Raw genomic sequence first — 25,691 nt, 5'->3', positions numbered from 1 at the left:
GGGCTTTCCCACTGTGGAAAGCCTTTGGGCTGTCCATTAGAGAGGGGTAGTGCAACGTGTCAAAGCTTTGGGGTGGACGATTTACGAAGCAAACCGACCAATTGGTCGAAGAATATACAGCATCGATAACATTTGATAAAGAGTTGGCTGAGGAAGATATTCAAGGCAGCTTGGCGCATGTGACGATGCTTGGCAAATGCGGTATTTTGCCTGCTGAAGACGTAGAGAAGATCAAAGACGGTCTGCTGCAGGTCCAAGGCATGATCCGCCGCGGCGAACTTGAGTACACGATTCAGAATGAAGATATTCATATGAATATCGAGAAAACACTAATCGACCTGATTGGTCCTGTTGGCGGCAAGCTGCATACGGGCCGCAGCCGCAACGACCAAGTGGCTACGGATATGCATCTCTACCTGCGCAAGCGGGTTGTTGAGTTTGTCGGACACCTGATCAAGCTGCAGGAAGCGCTGATTGACCAAGCCAAAAACAACATTGATACGATCGTTCCGGGCTATACGCATCTACAGCGTGCGCAGCCGATCCTCTTCGCACATCACTTGATGGCCTACGTCAGCATGTTCCAGCGCGACTTGGAGCGCTTGCAGGACAGCTACAAGCGCGTAGATATTTTGCCGCTTGGCGCTGGCGCGCTCGCCGGCACGACGTTTCCGATCGACCGCCATTTCGTGGCGGAGCAGCTTGGGTTCGGACGCGTGTACGAGAACTCCCTGGATGCGGTCAGCGACCGCGATTTCATCCTGGAGTTCCTCTCTAACGCGTCCATGATCATGATGCACCTTTCTCGCTTCAGCGAGGAGATGGTGCTGTGGTCTTCGACCGAGTTCGCGTTCGTCGAGCTCGACGATGCATTCTGTACCGGCAGCTCGATCATGCCGCAGAAGAAGAACCCGGACGTGGCGGAGCTCGTCCGCGGCAAAACCGGCCGCGTCTACGGCAACTTGTTCGGTCTGATGACCGTGCTCAAGTCGCTGCCGCTGGCCTACAATAAGGACATGCAGGAAGACAAAGAAGGCATGTTCGATACGGTTCGCACCCTGCAAGGGGCGCTGCAATTGTTCGCTCCGATGGTCGCTACGATGAAGGTCAACACGGATCGCATGAGACAAGCTGTTAACCAAGATTTCTCTAACGCTACGGATATCGCGGATTACCTTGTTAACAAAGGTCTTCCTTTCCGCCAAGCGCACGAAGTGATCGGTAAAACAGTTCTGCACTGCATCCAGAACAAAAAATATTTGCTCGATATGAGCATCGAGGAGTTCAAAACGTTCTCAGAACTGTTCGAATCGGATATTTATCAAGTTTTACAGCCGGAGCAAGTGGTCAATGCGCGTAATGTCTTTGGTGGAACAGCAAGCAACCAAGTGACAGAAGCGATTGCTCGCGCTGAGCAAGTTTTGGTTCAATCCAACGAGTGGCTGCAAGCTTTTCTAGAAAAAAGCAAATAAACAAAAGCCTTCAAACTCATCGGCTTCGATGGGAATGAAGGCTTTATTTTTAGTTGTTGGTTACTGAGATGGAACCTGTATCGGTTTGAACTTTCACTTGTTTGCTGCCATCACCGAGGGAACCTTTGGCCGAATGACGCCCGCTATTCTCGTTGCGCTCCATATTGACACCTGGGATAGTTAGATTAACATTGCCTATATCCGATCTCAAATCAAAACTTGCGTTCTTCGGAGCGGGATCCAATCTAAGGCGAATGCTGCCTATGTCCGATTGCAGCGAAACGGAATCACCGATATCGTTTAATTTCGCTGTAATACTACCGGTATCTGTTCTTAAAGCCACATTGCCCTGACCATTGTCGACGGTAATGCTTCCTGTATCCGTTCGTAGATTAAGCTGCTTTCCTTCATAACGGTCTATAGAAATATTGCCTGTATCTGTGGATGCTTCCAAGCTTGCCGCCTTGATTTCTTTGAGATGAATAGCTCCTGTATCGGAAGAAATGGTGATAGCTTTGAACATTTTATCGGGAAGGGAGATTTCTGTTTTTAGCTGTTTGCCGTGGCTGGCAATCAGGCTTTTTAGCTCGGACAAACTAATGCCAATATTAATTTGATTTTTTTTATGCGTAGCAACATTTACCCGCCACACGTTATCTCCTTCAGTAGCTGCATCAATGACGCAATCTTTGGCAGCCTTTTCCCCTACTGTTCCTACCAAGTGCACTTTAATTTCATCCGAATTGCTCGGAACAAAGGTGATTCCAGAGATATCATTTTGGAGAATGAACGTATCGATGTTAGCGGCGGAAATTTTCTTTTCGATATCGATGTTGGCTATTCCCTCATTCAGGTCGACGCTTTTGAAAGAGACAGCTGCTCCAATAAGCCCAATGGCCAAGCAGGCAAAACCAATCAGCAAGAAAAACTTAGGTCCACGTTTCATGGCTTACGCCCCCTTTATCAATTTGGCATTGAATTGGATATATGTCCAAGTGAGTTTGAAGAATACTTTGAACAGCCAGGAGCTGAACGTTGTTAGAATAATTCCCAAGCCAAATAAAGCAAGCATGGCGAATCCGATAAAGCGCATATCGTTGTCGAAGGCACCCGTAAAGGTAGTGAGAACTTCGATGATGGGTGCGATAATTAGTGCAAACCCTGAAATAAACAATGCGATCAGGGTTGAGAGCACAGCGAACCATGGTCCAACGATGAAGATAAGGTTGAAGAAACCAAGCCCAATGCTGACGATAATCGCCTTAATTCCTGTCTCTGGCTTCACCGGATAAGGGTAGGGAGCATTATTTGCATACGGGTTCGTTTGATAAGGCGGTGTATACGGCGGAAACCCGTTCGCTTCAGGGGCTTTTGTAGGTGCTGGTGTTGGAATAGGTGTGGGCGTCGGTATTGGCTCCTGCTTGGTATATGCCTTCTTCTCTACGGGTTCAGTAAATGTGCTGCCTGCTGGCTCCTGTTGCTTGCTTGGCGCCTCCTTCTGACCATCCCACTGAGGTACGCGCGGGTAGCCTAGCGACTGGGCCACGTCATCCTCATGTTTTCCGTTTTCAAGTGCTTTTTGAAACAATTCTTCATAGACAGACAATATATTTTGGCGCTCCTTCTCGGGAAGTCCGCGCAGTCGATAGTGGAGTTCTCTAAAGTAATCGATTTTACTCATCGTCAAACCTCCTTGTTTGCTATTTCGTATTTTAATCATAATAGAAAAAAGTCATAATGACCTAGTAACTACAGTCACATGACCTTTTCTTTTTTTATACATATTTGTTCATGGGGACTATGACCTCTGTAATTAGCGAAATGCTGGCCCCTTCACGCCATCTTCGAGGAGAGGTTGCTTTGACTCACTTTGGTTGCCATCCTCGGGTTTGATATTTCCTTGGTTTGCAGCGATCAAAGTGGGTACAGGCGAGTATTGATCTTTGGATATCAACTTTTTCTCCACCGTTATGCCGTTCTCTCTTTTGATGCGATACGTTTCAACTTTATAACCAACTTTACCCTTACTGATCGTTTGGGTCGCTCCCGCACGAAGGCTAGGGTTGTGCAAGTATTTGATTGGAGGCTGAATAGTTTCAATAATCGTAGATTCAATATCATAGGAAATGGAAGGGTTCATATGTCCAAAAAGCTTCACGGTAACCGCTTGTTCCGTTGTGATCGTGCGTATTAATACGTAAGCGTCCGTATTGTTGCGGAATTTGAAATTAATATAGCCATTGGCAAAAGTCGCATCCTGGCCTAATGGCACATAACTGACAGGCAGCGAATGATTGCGCCTCTCGACGATTTCCAGACCGCTTCGCAGAACAGCGTTGTAAAGGGTGGATGACACTTGGCAAATGCCGCCCCCAATGCCAGGCACCAATTTGCCGTTCAGAATAACAGGCGCCTCTTTATATCCAAATTTCGCCTCCGTTTGTGCAATGATTTTGCTGTAATCGAACGTTTCTCCCGGCGCCATAAGCAAATCCTGAATAGATTCGGCAGTTGAACGGATGTTATGAATGCGGCCTTCCCCGGATAAAGGGAACGAGGTTGTGAATTCCGATATTTTGCCATCAATGCCTTGCTGTGTCAAGCTTTCAACCGTTATCGTTGGACCTTGCTCATACAAAGGGAGTGTTAGGCGCACGGGTGCTGTATTGTTGATATACGAAATAGAAGGAGCGATTTCTTGCAAATGCTCGAGCAGGTGAGCGATATCGACGCGCAGCACTTTTTGTTCTTTTTCATAGGTTAGCGAGTCTTGTTCGGTCACGATTCTCTTGGCGGGAGCGGGCTGCTGGGCATAAAGCGCGCTCCAGGCTTCTTTGACAGCTTTGACGAGCTGCTCTTCATCGACCGTAACCTCGAGAGGAACATTCGTGTGACGAAGCGACCAACGCGCCTTTATTCGCTCAAATGGCGAGCTGTCGAAAAGCTGTTTCAGCGACTGCTCAAGCGCCTCATTTTGATAATGAATGCCTAGTTGGCCTAGCGTTAATTGTCGATTGGGAATATCGGGATAGGAGGTGTCTATTTGAATAGGAAAGGCTAAGAGCTGCTCAAGCCGCTTGTTGTATTGCTGTTGAAAGGTCTCATAACGCATATCTCCAACACGCCAGCCTGCGACAGAGAAGTTCGGCGGGAGGGTAGCTTGAGAGCCATACATATATAAAGCGATGCTAATGGCGCTAAACGCACCAAGGATGATTGACAGATAGAAGATAATTGTTCTGATTTGAAATGGCATGTACAGCGGCTCCTTTACTTGTGAATTAATCGCGGGCCTGTACTACCATATGTATCGTTCATCAAGAGATTTTAGTACTTGCTGCTTCTGCTCAAGCTCTATAAAAAATAACCGCCGAAAAGAAGCTTCGACGGTTTCGTGTTTCGCATTATTTGGTTCCAGTAAAGGTAATGCCCTTGATGAAGAACTTGTTGCCGAACACATACACAAGCAAGGCTGGCAGCGTGAAGACCATGGATGCCGCCATGATATAGTTCCAATAAGAAATGTATTGGCCCTTGAAGGTATTCAACCCTAGCGGGAGGGTGAACATAGCGCGCTCTGACATGAAGAGCAATGGTTTCAGGAATTCATTCCATGAGCCCATGAAGGTGAAGATCGCCATAGCAGCGAGCGGTGGTCCGGCCAGCGGAAGCGCTACTCGGAAGAACATGCCGATACGGCTCATGCCATCCATCTCTGCTGCTTCTTCCAATTCTTTAGGGAAGCTGATGAAAAACTGGCGCATCATGAAAATATAAGTCGCTTGCACCGCGGCTGGAATGATCAAAGAGCGGTAGCTGTTCAGCCATCCTAAGTCTTTGATGATCAAATATTGCGGAATGAGCGTAACTTTATCCGGCACCATCAGAATCGTTAAAATAAAGAAGAAAATAAGTTTGTTGCCAGGAAAGTCGAAGCGGGCTAAGGAATACCCGGCCAGAGAATTAAGCAGCAAATTGAGCAGGGTAACGGAGATGCCGACCATGACACTGTTTAGAAACCAGCGCGGGAACATTTGCTCGCTTGTGAAGATATATTTGTAATTATCGAGTGTGAAATGCTTGGGAATAAACGATAATCCGGTTGTAGAGATTTCCGCTAGCGTCTTGAACGAAGCGGAGAGCGCCCACAAGAACGGAATGATGGTGATTACAGCATACAAAGCCAGCATGAGATAGGTTAACACACGCGCGAAGGCGCGGGATTTGGTTGCTTCCATATTGGGTCTCTCCTCTCTTAGTTCAATTTCTCTTCGCCACCGAACAGCTTGCGCTGAATCAATGTCACAACCATGATGGCACAGGTTAACATGAAGGCCAAAGCGGAAGCGTAGCCCATGTCTAAGTTCTTGAAGGCATATTGATAAATCAGCAAGACAAGGGTCAGCGTAGAATTATCAGGGCCGCCTGAGCCGTTAGATATGATATAGGCCTGATCGAAAAGCTGGAAGGTTCCAATCAACCCCATCGTCACGACGAAGAATGTCACAGGTTTGAGCATGGGCACTGTAATCGAGATGAATCGGCGCCAGGTGCCTGCACCATCTAGTTCAGCTGCTTCATAGAGCGTATCGGGAATATCCTGCAGCGCAGCCAAATAAATAACCATAAATTGAGGCGCTGTGGAAAATATATTCATGATCATAATGCCTTTGAGGGCGACGCTTGGGTCTCCCAGCCAGTTGTAGCTGTCCAAACCTACGAGGTTGAGCAAATCGTTTAATAAACCATCGGATTTATATAGCCACATGAAAATGAGTGTTAATACCGCAGATGAAGTGATTGTCGGCATAAAGTAAACTACTCGGAAGAAATTGCGGAACTTAATTTTTGAATTCAGTACCGAAGCCATCAGCATGGCGACAATGGTTTGTATCGGAACGACATAAATGGCATATTCAACGGTATTGCGGAGTCCTATCCAGGCACGGTCATCATCTGCGATACGAGCAAAGTTGCGAAGTCCGATGAATTTGTAACTGACGCCGCCTAGCAGTTCCACCTTATGTAGAGAGAGGAACACGGCATACAGAATAGGCAGCAAGAAGAAGGCGCCAAGTATAAGCAGAGACGGAGAAACGAACAAATATCCCGAAATCACATCCCGCCATTTGCGGCGGTTCCAGCGTCGTTTCATTATAAAGCTCCCCCTTTCCTGTAAAATACGTAAAAGAGGAAGGCTCTCCTCTTTTACGGTTACTATGCTTTATTTAATTATTTCGCAGCAGCAATTTCCTTATTGGCAGTATCTTGCGCTTTCTTGAGTGCTTCTTCCAAGGTTACTTTACCTTGATAAGCGGAAATAAACTGATTGTTGAAGTTGTTCATGATAGTTGGCAATGTTTCTTTGGCTTGCCAAGGAATGGAGTAGGAGTTGCCGGCTACTAAAGCAGCGCGAAGCGGGTCTTTGTCGAATCCGAGTTCTTTCGATACGGATTTACGTGCAGGCAGCGCTAAGCCTTTGCTAGTCCAAGTTTTCATGCCTTCTTTGCCAGTGAGGTAGGAAATAAGTTCCCAAGCCTCTTGTTTGTGTTTCGAGCTTTTGTTCATGACATAAGCAACGGTGTAAGCCATTGTCGCTTTTTTGCCGAAAATGGTAGGGACTTCAGCTGTACCGAAGTCAAGATCTTTGAATGTCGTTTGCAGGTATGGAATTGCCCAGTTTCCTTCAATAACCATGGACGCTTTGTGCTGTCCGAACATTTCGCCGCCCCAGCCAGCGCCCAAATCTTTGGGCTCGCCTGCGGATTTATCTTTCAAATGCATATCGACAACAGGCTGCAGCCCTTTTAGAGCTTCAGGAGAAGCGTAAGCCGCATTGCCATTATCGTCGGATATTTTACCGCCAGCGGCCTGGATCATGAACATTTGACGAGCCAGCTCAGGCGCCGCGCCGAATCCGAAGCGGGATACTTTGCCGCCGTCTGCTTTTGTAAGCTTTTTAGCTGCATCTTGAAGCTCTTCCCAAGTGGTAGGAACCTTCGTGATGCCTGCGTCTGCAAAATCCTTTTTGTTATAGAAAAGCGCTAGTGTAGAGGTATCTTTCGGGAAGCCATAGCTTTTGTTGTCTTTCCCTTTGAAGGCATTCACAAGCGGCTCTTCGAAATCAGCCACGTCAAATTCAGGTTTGACATAGCTATCAAGCGGTTCAAGCACGTTTTTGGCAATGAGGCCAGGAGCTTCAAAAGCATCCAGGAAGAAGACATCAGCGCCTTCGCCACCGACTAAACGTGTTTTGATCACGTCCATGTATTGATCCGCGATAACGTCAAATTTAACGGTAATGTTCGGATGTTTGGCTTGGAAATCTTTCAAAACTTGTTGAAACAAGGCTGTTTCTTCCGGGCTGGAGCCCCAACCATTCAAAGTGATGGTGACAGGTTCTGCTGTCCCAGCGGAAGTCGCAGCAGGGGATGGAGATGCGTTGTTCGTTTGGCTGCCGCAGCCGGAAATAACGATCATGGATGATACAGCAGCGAGTGAAATGCCAGTAAGCCATTTTTTCATGAGTAAATGCCTCCCTTTTTATAAACAGCTATTTATGAATGGTGAATCACTTGAAGCCCTGTTGTATTATTCAATACATGGACTACCGGAGTCTTCGTCTGCGGGTTGAGCTGAACAGACAGACACAATTTGCCTTGCGCCACTGTCATATTGCGGACGGTAAGGTCCGTCATGCCAGATGGAAGTACAGGATTCAAACGGATGGTACCGCCCAGCGTGTCGGGCTCAATACCGAGCATCGTTTGTAAAAATACGAGCGGAGTGCCGGCTGCCCAAGCTTGCGGAGAGCAAGCGACTGGATAAGGCACAGGCTCGCCGATAGATTCGTCGTATCCGCAATATAATTCAGGCAGTCTATGGTATTCGAAACTTTCGGCAGCCTTCATCAAGCCTTCGATGACTTGCATGGTTTCTGCCTTGTAGCCGCAGCGGCTCATGCCGAGAAGTACAAGTGAATTGTCGTGCGGCCAAATGCTGCCGTCATGATAGCTCATCGGATTGTAGCCAGCTGATTCCGTACTCATCGTGCGAATGCCATAGCCGCTGAACATGTCAGGAGCGACCAGTCTTCGTACCACGGCTGCGGCGCGATCCGGCTGCAGCATGCCGGACATAAGAACATGACCCGGGTTAGTCGTCACGGATTGAACTTGCTTCTTGTCAGCGTCCAGCGCAATCGCGTAGAAGCCTTCTTCTTCCATCCAGAAGCTCGCTTCAAAGCGTTGGCGAAGCTCTTCTGCGGAGCTTTCCAGCTCCTGCGCCATCGCTTCTTTGCCAAGCTGGCGAAGGATCGGCGCCAGTTTCACTTTGGCGTGATAAACGTATCCTTGCACTTCAGCGAGCGCAATCGGCGCTTTGGCATAATCGCCATTGCTGTGTACGACGGAATCGCCGGAATCTTTCCAGCCTTGGTTGGCGATCCCTTTGGATGATTTCTGGTAGTATTCCACAAAACGGTCACCATCTGCATCGCCATGCACGTCAATCCAGTTCAGGGCTTGCTCGATGTTCGGCATCAACTGCTCGATCAGTGCCGTATCACCAGTCCATTGCACATATTCTGCTGCAAGGAGCAGGAACAAAGGCGTCGCATCAATGGTTCCGTAGTAAGGCGTGAACGGCACCTGATTCGTTAGCGCCAGCTCGCCATAGCGGATTTCGTGCATGATTTTGCCAGGCTCTTCATCACGCCAAACATCATGTTTGGTGCCTTGATAAGAGGCAAGGGTTAGCAAGGTGCCTTTGGCCACATTCGGCTCGGCAGAAAGCATCTGCAGCGCGGCGATTAAGCTGTCCCGGCCAAAAGGAACGGCATACCAAGGCAGTCCGGCAACGGGGAATTGTCCATGCCCGAGGTCGGTCAGGAGCACGCGCAAATCCTGCAATCCGCGATCGTACAGATGATTGAACAGCGGAAGATTGCTTTCTACGGAAGTGGTATTCGTATCCCATTCTTGGTAAGAAGCTTTCAGCTGTTTAATTGCCTGCTCGGCAGGTACTTGTTCAGGTCCTTGGCCATCGATATAAGGAGCGATGAAGAAGGTCACGGACTGCCGCTCTTTGGGAGCCAGCTCAAAAGTGAACGCTACTGTGCTGTCTTCCTGAACCGTTGTTTCTTTGCGATCCCAGCCGATATGGGTTTGACGCTCGATACCGTCTGTCCCTTTGTAGCGCTTGACCAGCTTCTGATGTTCCTGAATGTCCGGAAGCAGTTCACCGAATGTTCCGTTCTGGAAGCCGCGAACGACGAACATGTCAGCGAAGTCGCTTTCGAAGCGAGCCGTAAAGTCGAAAGCGACCGGTTTAGGATAAAAATTCGTGAAGGCAATCGTTTCGTATAAAGCGCCTTCATAAATAAAACGTTGCCTTTCCAGTTCGATGGATTCTCTCCAAAGAATCAACTGCCCATCCGATTCCATATGAGGATTAGTCATACGAATGGTGGCGATATAGTTCGTTCCTGCGGAAGAACTAAGCAGAATCGGCGTCATGCCGTTAATACGAATCTCCATCCCACTTAAAAAGCGGGTATCCTTCGTATATAAACCGTGTCCTGCAGCATTCCCAGCTGGAATATCGCCGGTTTTATCGGTCATGAGGAAGAGATCATTCTCTTTGATGACGCGGTAATCCATTCGGGCCACCCCTTTTCTCTGTTATTCTTGATGAATTTGCAAGTTTTATGCGTTCCGAAACGTTTCGGGTACAATTAAAAAGAAATGGAAATTAAAATCAACAGGGGATAAGCCTGATAAATTTTCTTTTCCAATTTTCAAAAATAAACCGTTGAATGTTTTCCGAAACGTTTTGGTAAACTACATTTTTGATTATACATAACGCTGTAACCATTTTCAATCCCTTTTATACATTTTTTAAGCGTTTTCATATTTAGATAAATAAGATTGAAACTAAAGGGGGAATATATTAATATAGAAATTATATAAAAATCCGCAAAATACACTCCAAAACGTTTTGGATGAGGAGCGAGCACGCTACGAATGATTACAATTAAAGATATTGCCAGAGAAGCAGGCGTGTCCGTCACGACGGTATCTCGAGCGCTTAACGGATACGATGATGTGAATGATAATACCCGGAAAAAGATTCAGCTTATTGCTAATGAGCTTGGTTATAGTCCTAATATGGCAGCGCGCAGCCTAATCTCGAAGAAAACCCAGACACTCGGACTTCTGCTTTCCGGCATTACCCGCAGCAGCTCCAAGGACAGCATAGCGTTTGAAATTCTTTGTGGCATGAATGATCGGGCTGGCGAGCTGAATTACGATCTTATTTTATTCAGTACGACTCCGCAGAAGCAAGCGGCAAAGTCCTACAAAGCGCTCTGTCAGGAACGCGGGGTAGATGGTGTTATTATTATGGGCATTCGGCTGGATGACCCTTATTTGAAAGAAATTGTCACTTCCAGCCTGCCCTGCGTACTGATCGACATTCCTTTCAAGAACAGCAACGTTGGCTATGTGACCTCGGATAATGTTCAAGGCGCGTCTCGCATGACACAGTTCTTGATTGAACAAGGGCATACAAAGGTGGCGCTCGTGAATGGACATGAGCAAGCGGATGTCAGCATAAAGCGTTTGGATGGCTACAAGCAAGCACTGAAGCAAGCAGGTATCGCTTTTGAGCCGGATTTGGTGCTCGATGGAGGGTTCTCGGATGAGGGAGCACGTGATGCTACCTATAGGCTGATGTCCCAGCATCCGGACGTAACCGCTATTTTTTGCGCCAGCGATATTATGGCTCTGGGGACGATGCAAGCGCTCCGCGGGCTTGGGCTTGATATTCCTGGCGACGTCTCTGTTGCCGGGTTCGACAACATTAGCATTTCCGCGTTTTGTTCTCCTACGTTAACGACGGTTAGCCAAAACCCCTACGAAATCGGTTATCAATCTGCCCAGATGATCATTGATATGCTGGAAGGGCGCCAAGTTACCAAGCAATTGGTACTTCCTACCGAACTTCTTATCCGTGCCAGTGTGGCAGCACCCAAAAATGCACCCAAATAACGAACAGGACCGTCCTATACAGGGCGGTTTTTGCGTATAGTATGGTTTTAGTGCTTGAAATGACTGGCGCTGGATTTCTCTATATCTACAAGAAAATGATATAATGACGGTATTCACCATAAAATTCGAAACGATTTTAGGAGGATTATCCGCTTTTGTGTCGAATGGATAAAGGCTATCTAACTAATTAGGATGTGATATTGTGATCGAAATGCAGGACGTATGGAAAACGTACTCCAACGGCACTCATGCATTGCGAGGGATTAGTGTAAAAGTGGACCGCAACGAGTTCGTTTATGTTGTTGGACCTTCCGGCGCAGGTAAATCGACATTTATGAAGTTGATGTATAGAGAAGAACGGCCGACCAAAGGCCAAATTTTTGTGAATGGATTTAACTTAGAAAAACTGAAGCAGCGAAAGATTCCTTATCTGCGCCGCAATATCGGCGTTATTTTTCAGGATTACCGCTTGCTGCCGAAATTGACTATTTTTGATAATGTAGCTTTTGCAATGGAAGTCATTGAAGCGCCGAAGAAACAAATCAAGAAGCGCACAATGGAAGTGCTTGAGCTCGTAAAGCTGAAGGACAAGGCGAATTCGCTGCCCTCACAGCTTTCTGGAGGCGAACAGCAGCGTGTAGCCATTGCCCGGGCAATAATCAACAACCCTTCTGTCATCATCGCCGATGAACCGACAGGCAATCTCGACCCCGAAACCTCATGGGGCATTATGAAGCTGATGGAAGAAATTAATTTCCGCGGCACGACCATTGTCATGGCTACGCATAACAAAGAAATCGTGAACACGATGCGCAAGCGAGTGATTGCAATCGAGAGTGGCCTTATTGCTCGTGACCAGTTGCGGGGGGAATACGGCTATGAAGATTAGTACAGTCGCACGTCACTTAAGGGAAGGTACCAAAAATGTTGTTCGGAACGGTTGGATGACCTTCGCTTCGATCAGCTCTATTGCCATCTCCTTATTGATTCTGGGTATTTTCGTGCTCATCACACTGAATGTGAATGATATTGCGGCTCAGATCGAAGACCAAGTAGAAATTAATGTTTATCTCGAAGTCAACACTTCGCAAGAGCAAATCGATACGCTAAAATCGCAGATTCAAGGGATTCATGAGGTCAAAAGCATAAAATTCGTCTCCAAAGAAGAAGGGTTAGTCTATTTGCGCCAGAAGCTTGGGGAAAGCGGCAAGGCGCTGCTGGATGGATTCGAGGGGGACAACAATCCGCTGAACGATGCTTTCACGATAGAAGTAGATGACCCGAGGAATGTAGCCGCGGTAGCAGATCAGATCAGCGCGCTGAATATCGGCAAGGACCCGAAGCCTATTTACAAAGTGAATTATGGCAAAGGAACGGTTGAAGCCTTATTTAAGGTGACACAGATCGTACGTTGGATAGGATTTGGAATCGTTATTTTATTATCGTTTACGGCTGTTTTCTTGATCGCCAACACGATTAAAATCACTATTTTAGCTAGACGCAAAGAAATTTCGATTATGAAAATGGTGGGGGCAACGAATTCCTTTATTCGTTGGCCGTTCTTTATAGAAGGTGCATTACTTGGATTTATCGGTTCCGTCATTCCTGCTGGGCTTATCTTAGGCGGGTATTGGGAGCTGCTCAACACAAGCTCATTGAATTTGAATCTGCTTATGATTCAGTTAACGCCTTTTAGCAAAATTGCGCCTACGATGGTGGTTTTGTTATTAGGTATTGGAATGGTAATTGGCATCTGGGGTTCCCTAATCTCCGTCCGCAAATTCCTCCGCGTTTAACTAGGTGGCTAAAAAAGCCCACTTTGATAACGAAGTTGAACTTGAAGCTTATTCGGCATCGAATCTTGAATGAAAATGGGGCACTGCGGTACTCATGTAGCTTGCTACACTCCGTTCCTCCTGCCCTCATTTTCATCCAACCTTCTCGGTTCTGAAAGCGGGCTTTTTTAACTTTTATCTCTATTCAAACATTTACATAGATTAACAGATTCAAAGAAAAATAGATTCACAAAGTAACATCAGGCTATTGATGATGGGGAGGCTACGTGCTTGAAGAAAAAGATTCTACCCTTGGTGTTGACACTTGGGATTGCGGCTTCGGTTGCTGCAGTTCCCTATGCGGGTTATGCCGCTTCCACAACGGATAAGATCGATCAGCAGTTGACTCAGCTTAAGAAGCAAAAAGCAGATGCACAGCAGAAGGCGAATGAGGCGCAGAATCAGATAACGAAGGTACAGAACGAGAAAGATCAAACGGCTAAGGATATGACGACTCTCTTGAATCAGGTGAATGAAGCCAGCAAGAGACTGACGATGCTGAATGAGCAAATCGATCAAGTTTCGGATACGTTGGAGAGCAATGCCAAACAGCTGGACGAAGCGGTTGCACGCGTGCAAAGCCGTGATAGCATGCTGAAATCCCGTGTTCGCTTGATGTATATGAACGGATTTGTCTCCTATATGGACGTGCTGTTGAGCGCGACCAGTTTCTCTGATTTCTTGAATCGCGTTGAGGCTTTGAAAGCCATTGTGAGTCAGGATAAGTCTATACTAGAGTCAAATAAGAAAGATAAAGAAACAGTAGCTTTGAAGAAAGAAGAAACAGAGAAGCAGTTGGAGCAGGTAAAAGTGTTGTATGCCGATGCGGATGCTCTTCGTGATGATCTGCAAGCCAAGGAGAAGGCTAAGGAAGTTAAGATTGCTTCGCTTTCTAAGCAAGAGAAGGTGCTCGAGGATATTTCTGAGGAAAGCGATAAGCAGATTACGCAGATTGCCAAGCAAGAAGCGGAACTTCAAGAGAAGAAGCGCGCTGCCAGCAAAGCGAAGTCTCCCTTTACATATGCGGGCGGGAAGCTAGGGTACCCGCTTGCCGCGCAAGCACAGATTACATCTGATTTCGTAAATCGCATCAATCCGGTAACAGGTAAATCAGAGAATCATAAAGGGATTGATTTGGGAGCAGCCAAAGGAACGGGAATTCTCGCTGCAGAGAACGGTTCCGTCATTTATGCTTCTTGGATGAACGGTTACGGCAATTGTGTCATCGTGAATCATGGGAACGGCTTATGGACGGTCTATGGGCACATTATGAACGATGGCATCTATGTGAAAGTCGGCGATGTTGTGAAGCGCGGACAGAAGATTGCAGGAGTGGGCTCCACGGGACAGTCGACAGGAAATCATCTCCATTTTGAAGTTAGGTTGAATGAAGTTCCGACCGATCCTAAACCGTTCCTGCGATAGGACAACTTGGTTATAAAATGGGAATAGCTTGTCATATACTACAAACAGGCGAACTCAAATGGGTTTAGGAAAAAAGGTGGTGTATCACGCTTTGCAATTCAAAGGTCGCACGGTCATTGTATTTGTTTTGTTAGCTATGTTTGCAAGTAGTATTGTCACACTGACTATTGTGGATTCATCCTTCTCATGGGGGCGCAATGAGCAGCCGGCAGGCAGTAAAGCTGCGGCTTCATCAAGCACCTCCGGACTTTCAAGCAAGGATTTGAACAAAATCTCGACAACCTTTCAATTGATTGAAAGCAAGTACTTGAAGCAGCCGGATCATGATAAATTGGTTAACGGTGCGATCAATGGGATGCTCGAATCTCTGGAAGATCCGTTTACTGTTTATATGGACCAGAAAGAAGCTAAGCAGTTCGATGAAAGCATCACATCTTCTTTTCAGGGAATAGGCGCAGAGGTCTCCATTGAGGAAGGCAAATTCGTGATCGTGTCCCCGATCAAAGGGTCGCCTGCGGAGAAAGCTGGTATCCAAGCCAAAGACGTCATCGTTTCTGTAAACGGTGATAAATTGGATGGACTTACGCTTAACCAAGCCGTCATGAAGATTCGAGGCCCCAAAGGGACGCAAGCCAAACTTGATTTATTGCGCCAAGGCGCCGGCGATCCCGTTCAAGTCATTGTCGTGAGAGACAACATTGATGTTGAAACGGTGTACGGCGAAATGATGCAAGATCAAATCGGGAAGATTGAGATCCGTCAGTTCTCATCCAATACGGCAGTGCGCTTCGCTGAAGAGCTGAAGAGCCTTGAAGCCAAAGGGATGAAAGGTCTTGTCATCGATGTGCGCAATGACCCAGGCGGCCTCTTGAACGTCGTTGTAGACATTGTGAATCCCTTCGTGAAGAGCGGCAAGCCGATCGTTCAGGTTGAGAATCGCGATGGCAAGAGAGAGCCGACGCCTTCTACAGGAACAGGTAAAAATTATCCGGTTGCTGTTCTCATCAATAAAGGAAGCGCGAGTGCCTCGGAGATTCTGGCAGGAGCTTTCCAAGAAGCGGTCGGAAGCAAAATCGTGGGTGAAACTTCTTACGGCAAAGGAACCGTTCAGGTTACTTTCGAAAAGGAAATGGGCGACGGCAGCAATATTAAAATGACGGTCTACAAATGGTTGACGCCTAACGGCAACTGGATTCACAAAACGGGTATCACACCGGACGTTCCCGTTGAGCAGCCTGGTTACTTCAAAGCCGCTCCGCTTTCCAAGAAAAGCGTGCTTAAACAGGATACAACGAGTGACGATGTGAAAAACCTGCAGTTGATGTTGGCGGGTCTTGGTTTTAATCCAGAGCGTTCGGATGGTTATTTCAACGACAAAACCGTTACTGCGGTTAAAGCGTTCCAACGGACGAACGATTTGCCGATGACAGGCGAAGTGGATGTGGAAACGGCGAATAAAATTGAGAAATCGATTATGTTACAAATTCGCGAATCCAAAAATGACTTGCAGCTGAAAGCGGCGGTTGGACAGATTCAGAAGCAGCTTGGGAAATAATTGTTGGTGTGTTAATGGAAATTCGCTGCGGTTGGCAGGAAATGAAGCCCCTGTAGTCGAAATTAGGTAGGAAGGTTGCGTATGCAGCCTTCCTACTTCTTTTTTATCAAGGAGCCCTTGTATGGATGTGTTGAATCAACTTTTGGACAGGCTGCTGCAGGCTCTGGGGCAGTTGCTTGTGAATCCTTTCTACTATATAGGCATTTTATTTATCCTCCTGCACTACCGAAAGCAAATTCAGATGGAACGCAAGTTATTTCATACGCGTCTGCATTCGCTGCTTAATGAAACGTGGCGCACCGTGCTTTGGGGCTGGATTGGTGGACTAATCGCTTCCCTCCTTATGCTCTTCATTGGTGTCAGTGTTGAAGCAGATGTGGTGATTCTTCTGTGGGTTCTAACGGTTGTTCTCGTTATGTTTCGGATTCGATTCCTCTGCTTGGCGTACGCTGTTGGCATTATGGGATTGGCGCAGGTCATTCTTTCCTGGCTTCCTAATTCGGCTAGCCTTCAAGCGGATGTTCCGATCCTGAGCGTGGTAGCGGGCGCGGACATTGCGTCCTTACTGGTAATTGTCGCTGTGCTGCATCTGCTTGAAGGCTTTCTTGTCGGATTTCAGGGCGCGCGGATGGCAACGCCGCTTTTCCTTGAAAGAAAACGAGGTCAGATTGTTGGCGCACAGCAGCTGCAGGGATTCTGGCCCGTTCCCTTATTTCTCTTAGTCCCTTTGGCTGGGGGGAGCACACTGAATCTGCCATGGGAAACGCTGTTTGGATCGAACCTTGCATCTGGATGGACGCTGCTTGCGTTCCCCGCCATGATAGGTTTCACGGAGCTAACGATCTCCAAGCTTCCGGGCAAGCAAGCTCGTTTCAGTGCAAGCCTGCTGTACCTCTATGGGCTTATTTTATTGGGAACAGCGATTGCTGCGCACTACTGGTCGCCTTTAATACTCGTGGGAGCATTACTTAGCATTGCGCTTCATGAAGGCCTAGTACGTTACAGCCAATGGAAAGAAGAGAAGCAGGTACCTTTCTATGTCCACTCCCCACGGGGGCTAATGGTCCTTTCGGTCGTGCCGAACAGCCCTGCGCAAGATTTAGGCATTCAAGTGGGTGAGCTGTTGCACAAGGTAAACGGCCACAAAATCAAAACGAAGACAGATCTGCATGTCGCAATGGGGTTAAACTCAGCATTTTGCAGGCTCGAAGTACTGAATGACCAAGGCGAGGTACGGTTCCTTCATCGTGCGATTTATGCGGGAGAGCATCATCAGTTAGGCATCATTTTGGCGCCGGATCAAGATGCTTTGTACTTCACGGAACATCGTCCGATGCATCTGTTTTCCTATTTGCGGAGTAAATTGACCGGTTTGCTATCCAACGATTCAACGAAATCCATGTAAATAAAAGACCCTATCTCTCCAAGCTTGAAGAGGTAGGGTCATTTTTATTTAATGGTAGCTACAGGGGCTAGTCCATCACGCAGGACAATGATTTCGACGCGGCGGTTTTTGCTGCGGTTCTCATCGCTGGTGTTGGGAACTTTGGGCATCGTATCAGCGTATGCTGTTGCGATGAATTTGTTGTTATCAAGCTTAGCGGTATCACTGAAATAGCGAAGCACCGAAAGGGAGCGGGCGAATGACAAGCCCCAGTTATCCTGAAAAGGCGATCCCGTAGCGAGCGGTAAATTATCGGTATGCCCTTCAATGCTTACTTTACTGTTCAAAGTAGGGAACAGGGAAGCAAGCTTTTGCAGAATCGGTGAGGAGGCTGGCTTGAGATCGGCTTTGCCCAAATCAAATAGGAATAAGTCATTCAGCGTGATGGCAACACCACGTTCGGTATCGCTGGCAGATACTTGGGCTTCCAAATTTTGATCCTTAATATAAGCTTGCACTTGTTTCAAAAGATCTTGAAGCTCCTTCTCGCGCTTCTCTTTCTCACTGTCTTCCGGCTTCGTTTGATTCTTCTCTTCTTTCTTATCATCCAGATTCTGCTTGGTAAAGTCCTTGTCCTTGCTGTCGGAGTCTCCTTGTTTTGGGGTCATTTGACCGCTGATGCCATGTCCTTTATCCAAAACCGAATCGGCCTTTTGGAACTGCAGGTTTAAGACTTGGGCGAGAACGGCATACTTTTGAACATCGACTTTACTCATGGCATACATAATGATGAAGAATACGAGCAGCAAAGTGATTAAGTCCGCATAGGTAATGAGCCATCTCTCATGATTGACATGCTCTTCGTGCTTCTTACCTCTCCGCGCCATTGTCGGCTTCCTCCTCTTTGACTGCTTTTCTGGACGATTTATCGTGGAGGAAGGAATTCAGTTTTTTCTTAATTAACTGAGGGTTTTCACCCGCTTGCAGGGCAAGAATGCCTTCGAGCATCAGTTCCATTTCGGAGACCATCTCTTTGCCGCGCACTTTGATTTTGTTGGCAAGCGGGAGATAGATCAAGTTAGCGCTCATAACGCCATAAAGGGTAGCTGTGAAGGCTACTGCGATGGCCGGTCCAAGACTAGTGGGGTCATCGAGATTGCCCAGAACGTGGATAAGGCCCATAACCGTACCGATGATTCCCATCGTTGGCGCATAGCCGCCCCCAGCTTCGAAGACTTTGGACATATTGTCAACTTGATGCTCAATCGCATCCATTTCCAGTTCGAGAATTTGCCTGGTCAGTTCAGGATCAGTACCATCCACGACCATCAGCAAACCATCCTTCAAAAAGGGATTCGTATGTTCCTGCGCACGCTGTTCGAGCGCCAAAACGCCTTCTCTGCGAGCGATAGACGCCATATCGACAAGCTCGTCAATTGTTGCGCTGGGATCTCTTTTTGCTTCTTTGAAGGCAATGCCCAATGCTTTGGGGATTTTGGCTAACGTGGAGAGTGGAAAGCTAATAGCAACTGCTCCAAAAGTTCCGCCGAATACAATTAACATCGCGCTTGGGATAATTAGGGAACTGATGTGGCCCCCATCCCAAACATAACCGCCTATTAAACCTACAAGACCTAAGACTAATCCTAATACTGTTGTCAAATCCATGACTGTACCACTCCTAATTAGCGTAAAAAGAATTGAGATTTTACAAGCCTTTTGTGCGACATTCCAAAGGTGTCTAATCATGCTGCGGACGGGATGTAACAGATATTGCCGTTTGCATCCATGATTTAAAAAGAGTATAATGGAAAAACCAGAACAAACATTCTTATGAGGGCTGTCAGAATTCCCTTCATAATTGGACTTTCGAGTTCCATAAACTTCTATATCGGATATTACAAATGGAAAATGAATAGGATAAAAGTTCGATTTATTTCATAAGTGTAGGTGATAAGTGATGAGTGATCTTGTTGTTAGTTCTAAGAAGTTTGAGCTCGTATCTGATTTTTCTCCACAAGGTGACCAGCCTCAAGCGATTGAGGAAATCGTCCAAAGCATTCAATCTGGCAAAAGGCACCAGACGCTTTTGGGTGCGACAGGAACAGGGAAAACTTTTACAGCGGCGCAAGTCATTGCCAAGCTGAACAGACCGACCTTGATTATTGCCCATAACAAAACGTTAGCCGCACAATTGTGCAGCGAATTCAAAGAATTTTTTCCTCACAACGCCGTCTCCTACTTCGTTAGCTACTATGATTACTACCAGCCAGAAGCCTACATTGCCTCCTCTGATACTTACATCGAGAAAGATTCCAGCATTAATGAAGAGATCGATAAACTTCGCCATTCCGCGACCAGTTCCTTGTTCGAACGACGCGACGTTATTATCGTTGCGAGCGTCTCGTGTATTTATGGTTTGGGTTCGCCGATTGAATATGGCAATATGCTGCTTTCTTTGCGTGTAGGGATGGAGAAGTCGCGAAATGAGATTCTTCATAAACTCGTAGACATTCAATATCAGAGAAACGATTTGAATTTTGTCCGCGGGACGTTTCGCGTGCGCGGAGATGTCGTTGAGATTTTCCCGGCATCGCATGGGGAACAAGCGGTAAGAGTCGAGTTGTTCGGCGATGAGATTGAACGTATTACGGAAATCAACGTGCTGACTGGTGAAATCATTGGCGAACGCGAACATATTGCGATCTTCCCAGCGTCTCACTTTGTGACGCACGAAGATACGATGAAACGTGCGCTTGTGAATATCGAGCGGGAACTTGAGGAACGTCTAGCTGAGCTGAAGGAGCAAGGAAAGCTGCTCGAAGCTCAAAGACTGGAGCAACGGACACGTTACGATATGGAAATGATGCAAGAGATGGGCTTCTGCTCCGGTATCGAGAATTACTCGGGACCGTTAACTTTCCGTGAGCGAGGGGCTACTCCTTACACGTTGATCGATTATTTCCCGGATGACATGCTGTTCATGGTCGATGAGTCGCACGTAACATTGCCTCAGATTCGTGCCATGTACAATGGCGATAGAGCGAGAAAAGAAGTATTGGTTGACCATGGTTTCCGTCTGCCATCCGCACTGGATAATCGCCCTCTGCGGTTTGAAGAGTTTGAGGAGAAAGTGGATCAAATTTTATATATATCGGCAACACCGGGACCTTACGAGTTGGAGCATTGCCCAGAGATGGTGCAGCAAATTATTCGTCCTACAGGCTTGTTGGATCCTATTATTGAGGTGAGACCAACGAAAGGTCAGATTGATGATCTGATCGCCGAGATTCATGATCGCATACGCAAAGATGAGCGTGTGCTCGTGACGACATTAACGAAGAAGATGTCGGAGGACTTAACGGATTACTTCAAAGAAATCGGGATTAAAGTTCGTTATTTGCACTCCGATATCAAAACATTTGAACGAATGCAGATTTTACGGGACCTGCGGTTGGGAACATTCCATGTTCTTGTAGGGATCAACCTGTTAAGAGAAGGACTTGATTTGCCGGAGGTATCGCTGGTTGCGATCTTGGATGCGGACAAAGAAGGATTCTTGCGTTCGGAACGTTCTCTGATTCAAACCATCGGTCGTGCCGCACGGAACTCGGATGGCCGCGTGATTATGTATGGGGATAAGATTACGGACTCCATGCAGAAGGCTATCTATGAAACAAGTCGCCGTCGGAGCCTGCAAGAAGCGCATAACGAGAAGCTTGGTATTACACCACAGACGATTGCCAAGAAAATTCGCGATGTTATCGAAGCTACGAAGGTAGCGGAAGAGAAAGCCGATTATCTGGCAGATGTGAAGGGCGCGAAGATGTCCAAGAAAGACCGCGCATCGCTGATCGAGCGACTGGAAGGCGAGATGAAAGAAGCCGCGAAGAATCTGCAATTTGAACGAGCGGCGCAGCTTCGTGACGCTATTATGGAAATGAAAGCTGACGCCTAGATGGGCGTCAGCTCCACATAGGAGAGGAAGGGTAACGTGTCTAGAGACCAAATCGTCATTAAAGGAGCTAGGGCTCACAATCTCAAAAATATCGACGTCACAATTCCGCGTGATAAGTTCGTTGTGTTAACCGGCTTAAGTGGTTCGGGGAAGTCATCGCTTGCCTTTGATACGATTTATGCGGAAGGGCAGCGCAGATACGTGGAATCTCTATCTGCTTATGCTCGGCAATTTCTAGGGCAAATGGATAAACCGGATGTGGATTCGATTGAAGGGTTGTCACCGGCGATTTCCATCGATCAGAAGACGACGAGCCGTAATCCCCGCTCAACGGTTGGAACGGTTACGGAAATTTATGATTATTTGCGTTTGTTATACGCTCGTATCGGGCGGCCGCACTGTCCGACCCACGGCATCGAGATTACTTCGCAAACCGTGGAACAAATGGTGGACCGCATTATGGAATATCCAGAACGCACGAAGCTTCAAATTCTGGCTCCGCTTGTTTCAGGACGCAAAGGTGAACATCTGAAACTGTTTACGGATGTCCAGAAGCAAGGCTTCGTCCGTGTGCGTGTTAACGGCGAAACGCTGGATCTCTCTGAGAAGATTGAGCTGGATAAGAATAAGAAGCATACGATTGACGTTGTTGTTGACCGTATTGTCATTAAAGAAGACGTCGCAACACGTCTCGCTGATTCCTTGGAAACAGCGCTTAAGCTTGCTAATGGACGCGTCATTGTCGACATCATCGATCAAGAAGAGCTGATGTTTAGCCAGAACTTGGCCTGTCCGGAATGTGGCTTTAGCGTTGAAGAACTGGCACCGAGAATGTTCTCGTTCAACAGCCCATTTGGTGCTTGTCCGGATTGTGATGGATTGGGCAGCCAGATGATTGTTGATCCGGATTTGCTCGTACCAGATATGAAGCTGACGATCGAAGAAGGTGCGTTCGAAGCTTGGGCTGGCAGCACATCCAACTATTATCCTCAGTTTCTTGCCGCGGTTTGTGAGCATTACAACATCGACCGAAATGTATCCGTTTCTGAGTTAACCAGCGATCAGATGAAGGTCATCCTCTATGGAACGGGCGGCGAGAAGATTCGCTTCCGCTATGAGAATGATATGGGAGCTACGAAGGAGGCGCTGGTGCCATTCGAAGGTATTATTCGCAACTTAGAGCGCCGATTCAAGGATACGTTCTCTGAGGGCATACGTGAGCATATACAGACGTATATGAGCACTAAGCCTTGTCCGAAGTGCAAGGGACAGCGTTTGAAGCCAGAAACATTGGCAGTAACAATCAACGGCAAAAATATTGCGCACGCAACTTCACTCTCTATCGGAGAAGCGGAGGAATGGTTTAAAGGTCTTGATTTGAATGAGAAAGAAATGACGATCTCCAATCTGATTCTCAAAGAAATCAGGGCTCGTCTAGGCTTTCTGGTGAATGTAGGTCTTGATTATTTGACGATGCATCGGGCAGCAGGCACGTTGTCAGGTGGGGAAGCGCAGCGAATTCGGTTGGCTACACAGATTGGATCCAGCTTGATGGGGGTTCTCTATATCTTGGATGAGCCTAGCATCGGGCTCCATCAACGGGATAATGCGCGTCTGATACAGACGCTCGAACATATGCGTAACCTTGGGAACACGTTGATTGTCGTTGAACATGATGAAGACACGATGATGGCAGCCGATTATATTATCGATATCGGGCCAGGCGCTGGTATCCACGGCGGACAAGTTATTGCACAGGGAACGCCTGCTGAGCTGATGGAAGACGATAACTCGCTTACAGGGCAATACATGAGCGGCAAGAAGTTCATTCCTATTCCCGCTGTCAGACGCAAGCCGAATGGGAAATGGCTTGAGGTCAAAGGAGCCAAAGAGAACAACTTGCGCAATGTCTCCGCGAAAGTGCCTCTTGGGGTCTTCACTTGTGTAACAGGGGTTTCCGGTTCAGGCAAAAGCACATTAATTAATGAAATCTTATTCAAAACCTTGGCACGTGATTTGAATGGGGCTAAAGTGCGCCCAGGTGAATACAAGGAGATTGTCGGATTGGAGCACATTGATAAAGTGATCGATATTGATCAATCTCCGATTGGTCGTACGCCTCGCTCTAATCCTGCGACCTATACTGGGGTTTTCGATGATATTCGTGATGTGTATGCCAATACGAATGAAGCCAAGGTACGTGGATATAAGAAAGGACGCTTCAGCTTTAACGTGAAGGGCGGCCGTTGTGAGGCTTGCCGTGGAGATGGCATCATTAAGATCGAGATGCATTTCTTGCCAGACGTCTACGTACCTTGTGAAGTTTGCAAAGGCAAACGATATAACCGTGAAACGATGGAAGTGAAGTACAAAGGCAAGAGCATTTCAGAGGTGCTGGAGATGACGATTGAAGACGGCTGCGAGTTCTTCAAGAACTTGCCGCGCATTCATCGCAAGCTGACAACGCTTCTTGACGTGGGGCTGGGCTACATGACACTTGGCCAGCCTGCAACGACGCTGTCCGGCGGCGAAGCCCAGCGTGTGAAGCTCGCGGCGGAGCTGTACCGCCGCAGTACAGGCAAGACGATCTACATCCTGGATGAGCCCACGACGGGGCTCCACATCCACGATATCGATCGTCTGCTGAAGGTGCTTCACCGCCTCGTCGAGAACGGTGAAACGGTGCTTGTCATCGAGCATAACCTCGATGTCATTAAGACGGCGGACCACGTCATCGATCTAGGCCCCGAGGGTGGCAACCGAGGCGGGCTGATCGTGGCTTCTGGTACGCCGGAGGATGTCGTGAAGGTGGCCGGGTCTTACACTGGCCAGTACTTGAAACCGATCCTCGAGAGGGATCGTGAGCGCTCTGAGAATTACGCGAAGCGATTAGCTGTTCTGGAAGAATCCGTAGGCTAAGCAGCAGCATTTAAGCATGGCAATCCGACGCTTTAAGTCGGAGGCCATGCTTTTTTTGACCACAATTGAAAGGATAAGTTTTCGTTTCTTGAAGTGGTCGCTCATCATTGTGAATGATCTCGATAGAGGTTTTTCTTATTGGACTGCTCAAAAGTGTGTCATTTTTCACACTTTTGAGCAAATTGCAATGAGTTTGTCAAGACTTAATTGAATTCGACAATTTAACCCTCTATCGCTGAACAAGAGAGTAGACTTATAATGAAAGTACAAGATAAGTTAAACATTATTGTCGCCGACCCTACTACTGATAATCGAGAGATATAGACAGATCTAATCTATCTGCATATTTGGAGGCCGTTATGAAACCTACGTTAGAGTTACAACAGATTGTTTCTGCTTTAGGAATTGACCCGTTTCGTTTCTTGGCATGGCAAGAGAAAGAACAGGCTCTTAAACAACAAAGCGTGGCAGCGCTGGAACAACATACACAATCAACCACTTCCTATGAGTTAGTCATTTAGTTGAGACTACCTATTGTTTATGGCTGTCAGTAGTGCCCGGATATCCCCTGTGGAGATTTGGGCTTATTTGTTGCTCGGCGGACAGACATTTAAGTGCTGCTATAGTTATAAATAAACGAAGAGTTGGACATTTTAACCTTACAAGGAAAGATCATTTTAGACGTTGAAGAAGGGGCGTTCCACCCAAAAGGTGACAAACTTGTTACACATCGTTGGAATCACTTGCATCTAGTGCCCAATCAAGCTAACATAGAATTAAAATAGCAGGACGTGTGCCTTGCACCGAGTTACTATAAGGAGGTTTCACCATGTTATTGGCAGAAGCAGCAGAAGCAGCAGCAACGACTAGCACGTATACGAGCTTTGATATTTATGTTTTGATCTTCACGGTGGTCATTGCCATTGCGGTTATTCGACAGTTGATCAACCCACGAAGAAATTTGTTTGCTCTAGGATTCGCAGGAGTTTCCTTGATCGTATTCGGCATCATGGATTACGTCATGATCAGCGGCTGGTAAATCGGAGTTAAACAAGATAAAAGCCCACAGGACTGAGATCGAAGGATCTTCAAGC

20 protein-coding genes are annotated in these 25,691 nt (G+C 47.1%); 11 read left to right on the top strand and 9 right to left on the bottom strand.

Annotated features, from left to right (window positions below; translation table 11 throughout):
• The first annotated feature begins 56 nt into the window (after positions 1 to 56).
• The gene (argH, locus tag HQN90_RS28245) at positions 57 to 1,472 is read left to right on the top strand and encodes an argininosuccinate lyase (RefSeq protein ID WP_173225149.1); all 1,416 of its coding nucleotides are present in this window, start codon (positions 57 to 59) and stop codon (positions 1,470 to 1,472) included.
• Between the two features lie 49 nt (positions 1,473 to 1,521).
• On the opposite strand, the gene HQN90_RS28240 is transcribed toward argH, so the two are convergent.
• From HQN90_RS28240 to HQN90_RS28210, 7 genes are all read right to left on the bottom strand, one after another.
• Complete coding sequence (locus tag HQN90_RS28240; RefSeq protein ID WP_173225146.1) at positions 1,522 to 2,418, bottom strand: DUF4097 family beta strand repeat-containing protein; 897 nt, start codon at positions 2,416 to 2,418, stop codon at positions 1,522 to 1,524.
• Positions 2,419 to 2,421: 3 nt separating this feature from the next.
• Positions 2,422 to 3,153: an HAAS signaling domain-containing protein gene (locus HQN90_RS28235; protein ID WP_173225144.1), complete on the bottom strand. Its 732-nt coding sequence runs from the start codon at positions 3,151 to 3,153 to the stop codon at positions 2,422 to 2,424.
• A gap of 132 nt (positions 3,154 to 3,285) precedes the next feature.
• Positions 3,286 to 4,728: a VanW family protein gene (locus HQN90_RS28230; protein WP_173225140.1), complete on the bottom strand. Its 1,443-nt coding sequence runs from the start codon at positions 4,726 to 4,728 to the stop codon at positions 3,286 to 3,288.
• A 148-nt stretch (positions 4,729 to 4,876) separates the two neighbouring features.
• Entirely contained in the window at positions 4,877 to 5,710 is an 834-nt protein-coding gene (locus tag HQN90_RS28225; protein WP_173225138.1) for a carbohydrate ABC transporter permease, read from the bottom strand.
• A gap of 17 nt (positions 5,711 to 5,727) precedes the next feature.
• Positions 5,728 to 6,627 (bottom strand): carbohydrate ABC transporter permease, encoded by a 900-nt coding sequence (locus tag HQN90_RS28220; protein ID WP_079415059.1) that lies wholly within the window; start codon positions 6,625 to 6,627, stop codon positions 5,728 to 5,730.
• 77 nt (positions 6,628 to 6,704) lie between these two features.
• Positions 6,705 to 7,997, bottom strand: a complete 1,293-nt coding sequence (locus HQN90_RS28215) for an ABC transporter substrate-binding protein (protein WP_173225135.1) — start codon at positions 7,995 to 7,997, stop codon at positions 6,705 to 6,707.
• Between the two features lie 32 nt (positions 7,998 to 8,029).
• A complete protein-coding gene (locus tag HQN90_RS28210; protein WP_173225132.1) occupies positions 8,030 to 10,132 on the bottom strand; it encodes an amylo-alpha-1,6-glucosidase in 2,103 nt (700 codons plus the stop codon).
• A gap of 363 nt (positions 10,133 to 10,495) precedes the next feature.
• Between HQN90_RS28210 and HQN90_RS28205 the strand changes: the two genes are divergently transcribed.
• The 6 genes from HQN90_RS28205 (at position 10,496) to HQN90_RS28180 (ending at position 17,741) form a co-directional block, all read left to right on the top strand.
• Entirely contained in the window at positions 10,496 to 11,521 is a 1,026-nt protein-coding gene (locus HQN90_RS28205; protein ID WP_173225131.1) for a LacI family DNA-binding transcriptional regulator, read from the top strand.
• Between the two features lie 202 nt (positions 11,522 to 11,723).
• Positions 11,724 to 12,410 (top strand): cell division ATP-binding protein FtsE, encoded by a 687-nt coding sequence (gene ftsE, locus HQN90_RS28200; RefSeq protein WP_173225128.1) that lies wholly within the window; start codon positions 11,724 to 11,726, stop codon positions 12,408 to 12,410.
• Positions 12,400 to 13,317, top strand: coding sequence for a permease-like cell division protein FtsX (gene ftsX, locus HQN90_RS28195; protein WP_173225125.1), 918 nt, complete (start codon positions 12,400 to 12,402; stop codon positions 13,315 to 13,317). Before ftsE ends, ftsX begins: the two co-directional genes overlap by 11 nt.
• 270 nt (positions 13,318 to 13,587) lie before the next feature.
• Complete coding sequence (locus tag HQN90_RS28190) at positions 13,588 to 14,781, top strand: murein hydrolase activator EnvC family protein (RefSeq protein WP_173225122.1); 1,194 nt, start codon at positions 13,588 to 13,590, stop codon at positions 14,779 to 14,781.
• A 91-nt stretch (positions 14,782 to 14,872) separates the two neighbouring features.
• Positions 14,873 to 16,336, top strand: coding sequence for a S41 family peptidase (locus HQN90_RS28185; protein ID WP_173225249.1), 1,464 nt, complete (start codon positions 14,873 to 14,875; stop codon positions 16,334 to 16,336).
• A gap of 121 nt (positions 16,337 to 16,457) precedes the next feature.
• A complete protein-coding gene (locus tag HQN90_RS28180) occupies positions 16,458 to 17,741 on the top strand; it encodes a PDZ domain-containing protein (RefSeq protein WP_173225119.1) in 1,284 nt (427 codons plus the stop codon).
• Positions 17,742 to 17,785: 44 nt separating this feature from the next.
• Here HQN90_RS28180 and HQN90_RS28175 read toward each other — a convergent pair whose 3' ends face one another.
• Both HQN90_RS28175 and HQN90_RS28170 read right to left on the bottom strand, forming a co-directional pair.
• Complete coding sequence (locus HQN90_RS28175; protein ID WP_173225116.1) at positions 17,786 to 18,607, bottom strand: OmpA/MotB family protein; 822 nt, start codon at positions 18,605 to 18,607, stop codon at positions 17,786 to 17,788.
• The gene (locus HQN90_RS28170; protein ID WP_173225114.1) at positions 18,591 to 19,388 is read right to left on the bottom strand and encodes a flagellar motor protein; all 798 of its coding nucleotides are present in this window, start codon (positions 19,386 to 19,388) and stop codon (positions 18,591 to 18,593) included. Before HQN90_RS28170 ends, HQN90_RS28175 begins: the two co-directional genes overlap by 17 nt.
• A gap of 292 nt (positions 19,389 to 19,680) precedes the next feature.
• On the opposite strand from HQN90_RS28170, the gene uvrB reads away from it, so the two are divergent.
• The 4 genes from uvrB to HQN90_RS28150 all read left to right on the top strand — a co-directional run bounded on the left by uvrB (position 19,681) and on the right by HQN90_RS28150 (position 25,636).
• Entirely contained in the window at positions 19,681 to 21,678 is a 1,998-nt protein-coding gene (gene uvrB / locus HQN90_RS28165) for an excinuclease ABC subunit UvrB (RefSeq protein WP_173225112.1), read from the top strand.
• Positions 21,679 to 21,714: 36 nt separating this feature from the next.
• On the top strand, positions 21,715 to 24,597 hold the full coding sequence (gene uvrA / locus HQN90_RS28160; RefSeq protein WP_173225110.1) for an excinuclease ABC subunit UvrA: 2,883 nt from the start codon (positions 21,715 to 21,717) through the stop codon (positions 24,595 to 24,597).
• 359 nt (positions 24,598 to 24,956) lie between these two features.
• Entirely contained in the window at positions 24,957 to 25,118 is a 162-nt protein-coding gene (locus HQN90_RS28155; protein WP_173225107.1) for a hypothetical protein, read from the top strand.
• Between the two features lie 308 nt (positions 25,119 to 25,426).
• The gene (locus HQN90_RS28150; RefSeq protein WP_173225104.1) at positions 25,427 to 25,636 is read left to right on the top strand and encodes a DUF2759 family protein; all 210 of its coding nucleotides are present in this window, start codon (positions 25,427 to 25,429) and stop codon (positions 25,634 to 25,636) included.
• The last annotated feature ends 55 nt before the right edge of the window (positions 25,637 to 25,691 follow it).

The organism is Paenibacillus alba, from assembly GCF_013204855.1.
Lineage (GTDB): Bacteria > Bacillota > Bacilli > Paenibacillales > NBRC-103111 > Paenibacillus_E > Paenibacillus_E alba.
The sequence above is the reverse complement of the archived record's forward strand: the minus strand, read 5'-3'. Positions and strand labels throughout refer to the sequence as shown.

Coding starts and splice junctions, on each gene's coding strand:
- HQN90_RS28170 (WP_173225114.1), bottom strand. CDS start 19,388: ATGGATTTGACAACAGTATTAGGATTAGTCTTAGGTCTTGTAGGTTTA.
- HQN90_RS28175 (WP_173225116.1), bottom strand. CDS start 18,607: ATGGCGCGGAGAGGTAAGAAGCACGAAGAGCATGTCAATCATGAGAGA.
- HQN90_RS28215 (WP_173225135.1), bottom strand. CDS start 7,997: ATGAAAAAATGGCTTACTGGCATTTCACTCGCTGCTGTATCATCCATG.
- ftsX (WP_173225125.1), top strand. CDS start 12,400: ATGAAGATTAGTACAGTCGCACGTCACTTAAGGGAAGGTACCAAAAAT.
- HQN90_RS28220 (WP_079415059.1), bottom strand. CDS start 6,627: ATGAAACGACGCTGGAACCGCCGCAAATGGCGGGATGTGATTTCGGGA.
- HQN90_RS28205 (WP_173225131.1), top strand. CDS start 10,496: ATGATTACAATTAAAGATATTGCCAGAGAAGCAGGCGTGTCCGTCACG.
- HQN90_RS28180 (WP_173225119.1), top strand. CDS start 16,458: ATGGATGTGTTGAATCAACTTTTGGACAGGCTGCTGCAGGCTCTGGGG.
- HQN90_RS28225 (WP_173225138.1), bottom strand. CDS start 5,710: ATGGAAGCAACCAAATCCCGCGCCTTCGCGCGTGTGTTAACCTATCTC.
- uvrB (WP_173225112.1), top strand. CDS start 19,681: ATGAGTGATCTTGTTGTTAGTTCTAAGAAGTTTGAGCTCGTATCTGAT.
- HQN90_RS28150 (WP_173225104.1), top strand. CDS start 25,427: ATGTTATTGGCAGAAGCAGCAGAAGCAGCAGCAACGACTAGCACGTAT.
- HQN90_RS28240 (WP_173225146.1), bottom strand. CDS start 2,418: ATGAAACGTGGACCTAAGTTTTTCTTGCTGATTGGTTTTGCCTGCTTG.
- HQN90_RS28155 (WP_173225107.1), top strand. CDS start 24,957: ATGAAACCTACGTTAGAGTTACAACAGATTGTTTCTGCTTTAGGAATT.
- HQN90_RS28230 (WP_173225140.1), bottom strand. CDS start 4,728: ATGCCATTTCAAATCAGAACAATTATCTTCTATCTGTCAATCATCCTT.
- HQN90_RS28210 (WP_173225132.1), bottom strand. CDS start 10,132: ATGGATTACCGCGTCATCAAAGAGAATGATCTCTTCCTCATGACCGAT.
- HQN90_RS28235 (WP_173225144.1), bottom strand. CDS start 3,153: ATGAGTAAAATCGATTACTTTAGAGAACTCCACTATCGACTGCGCGGA.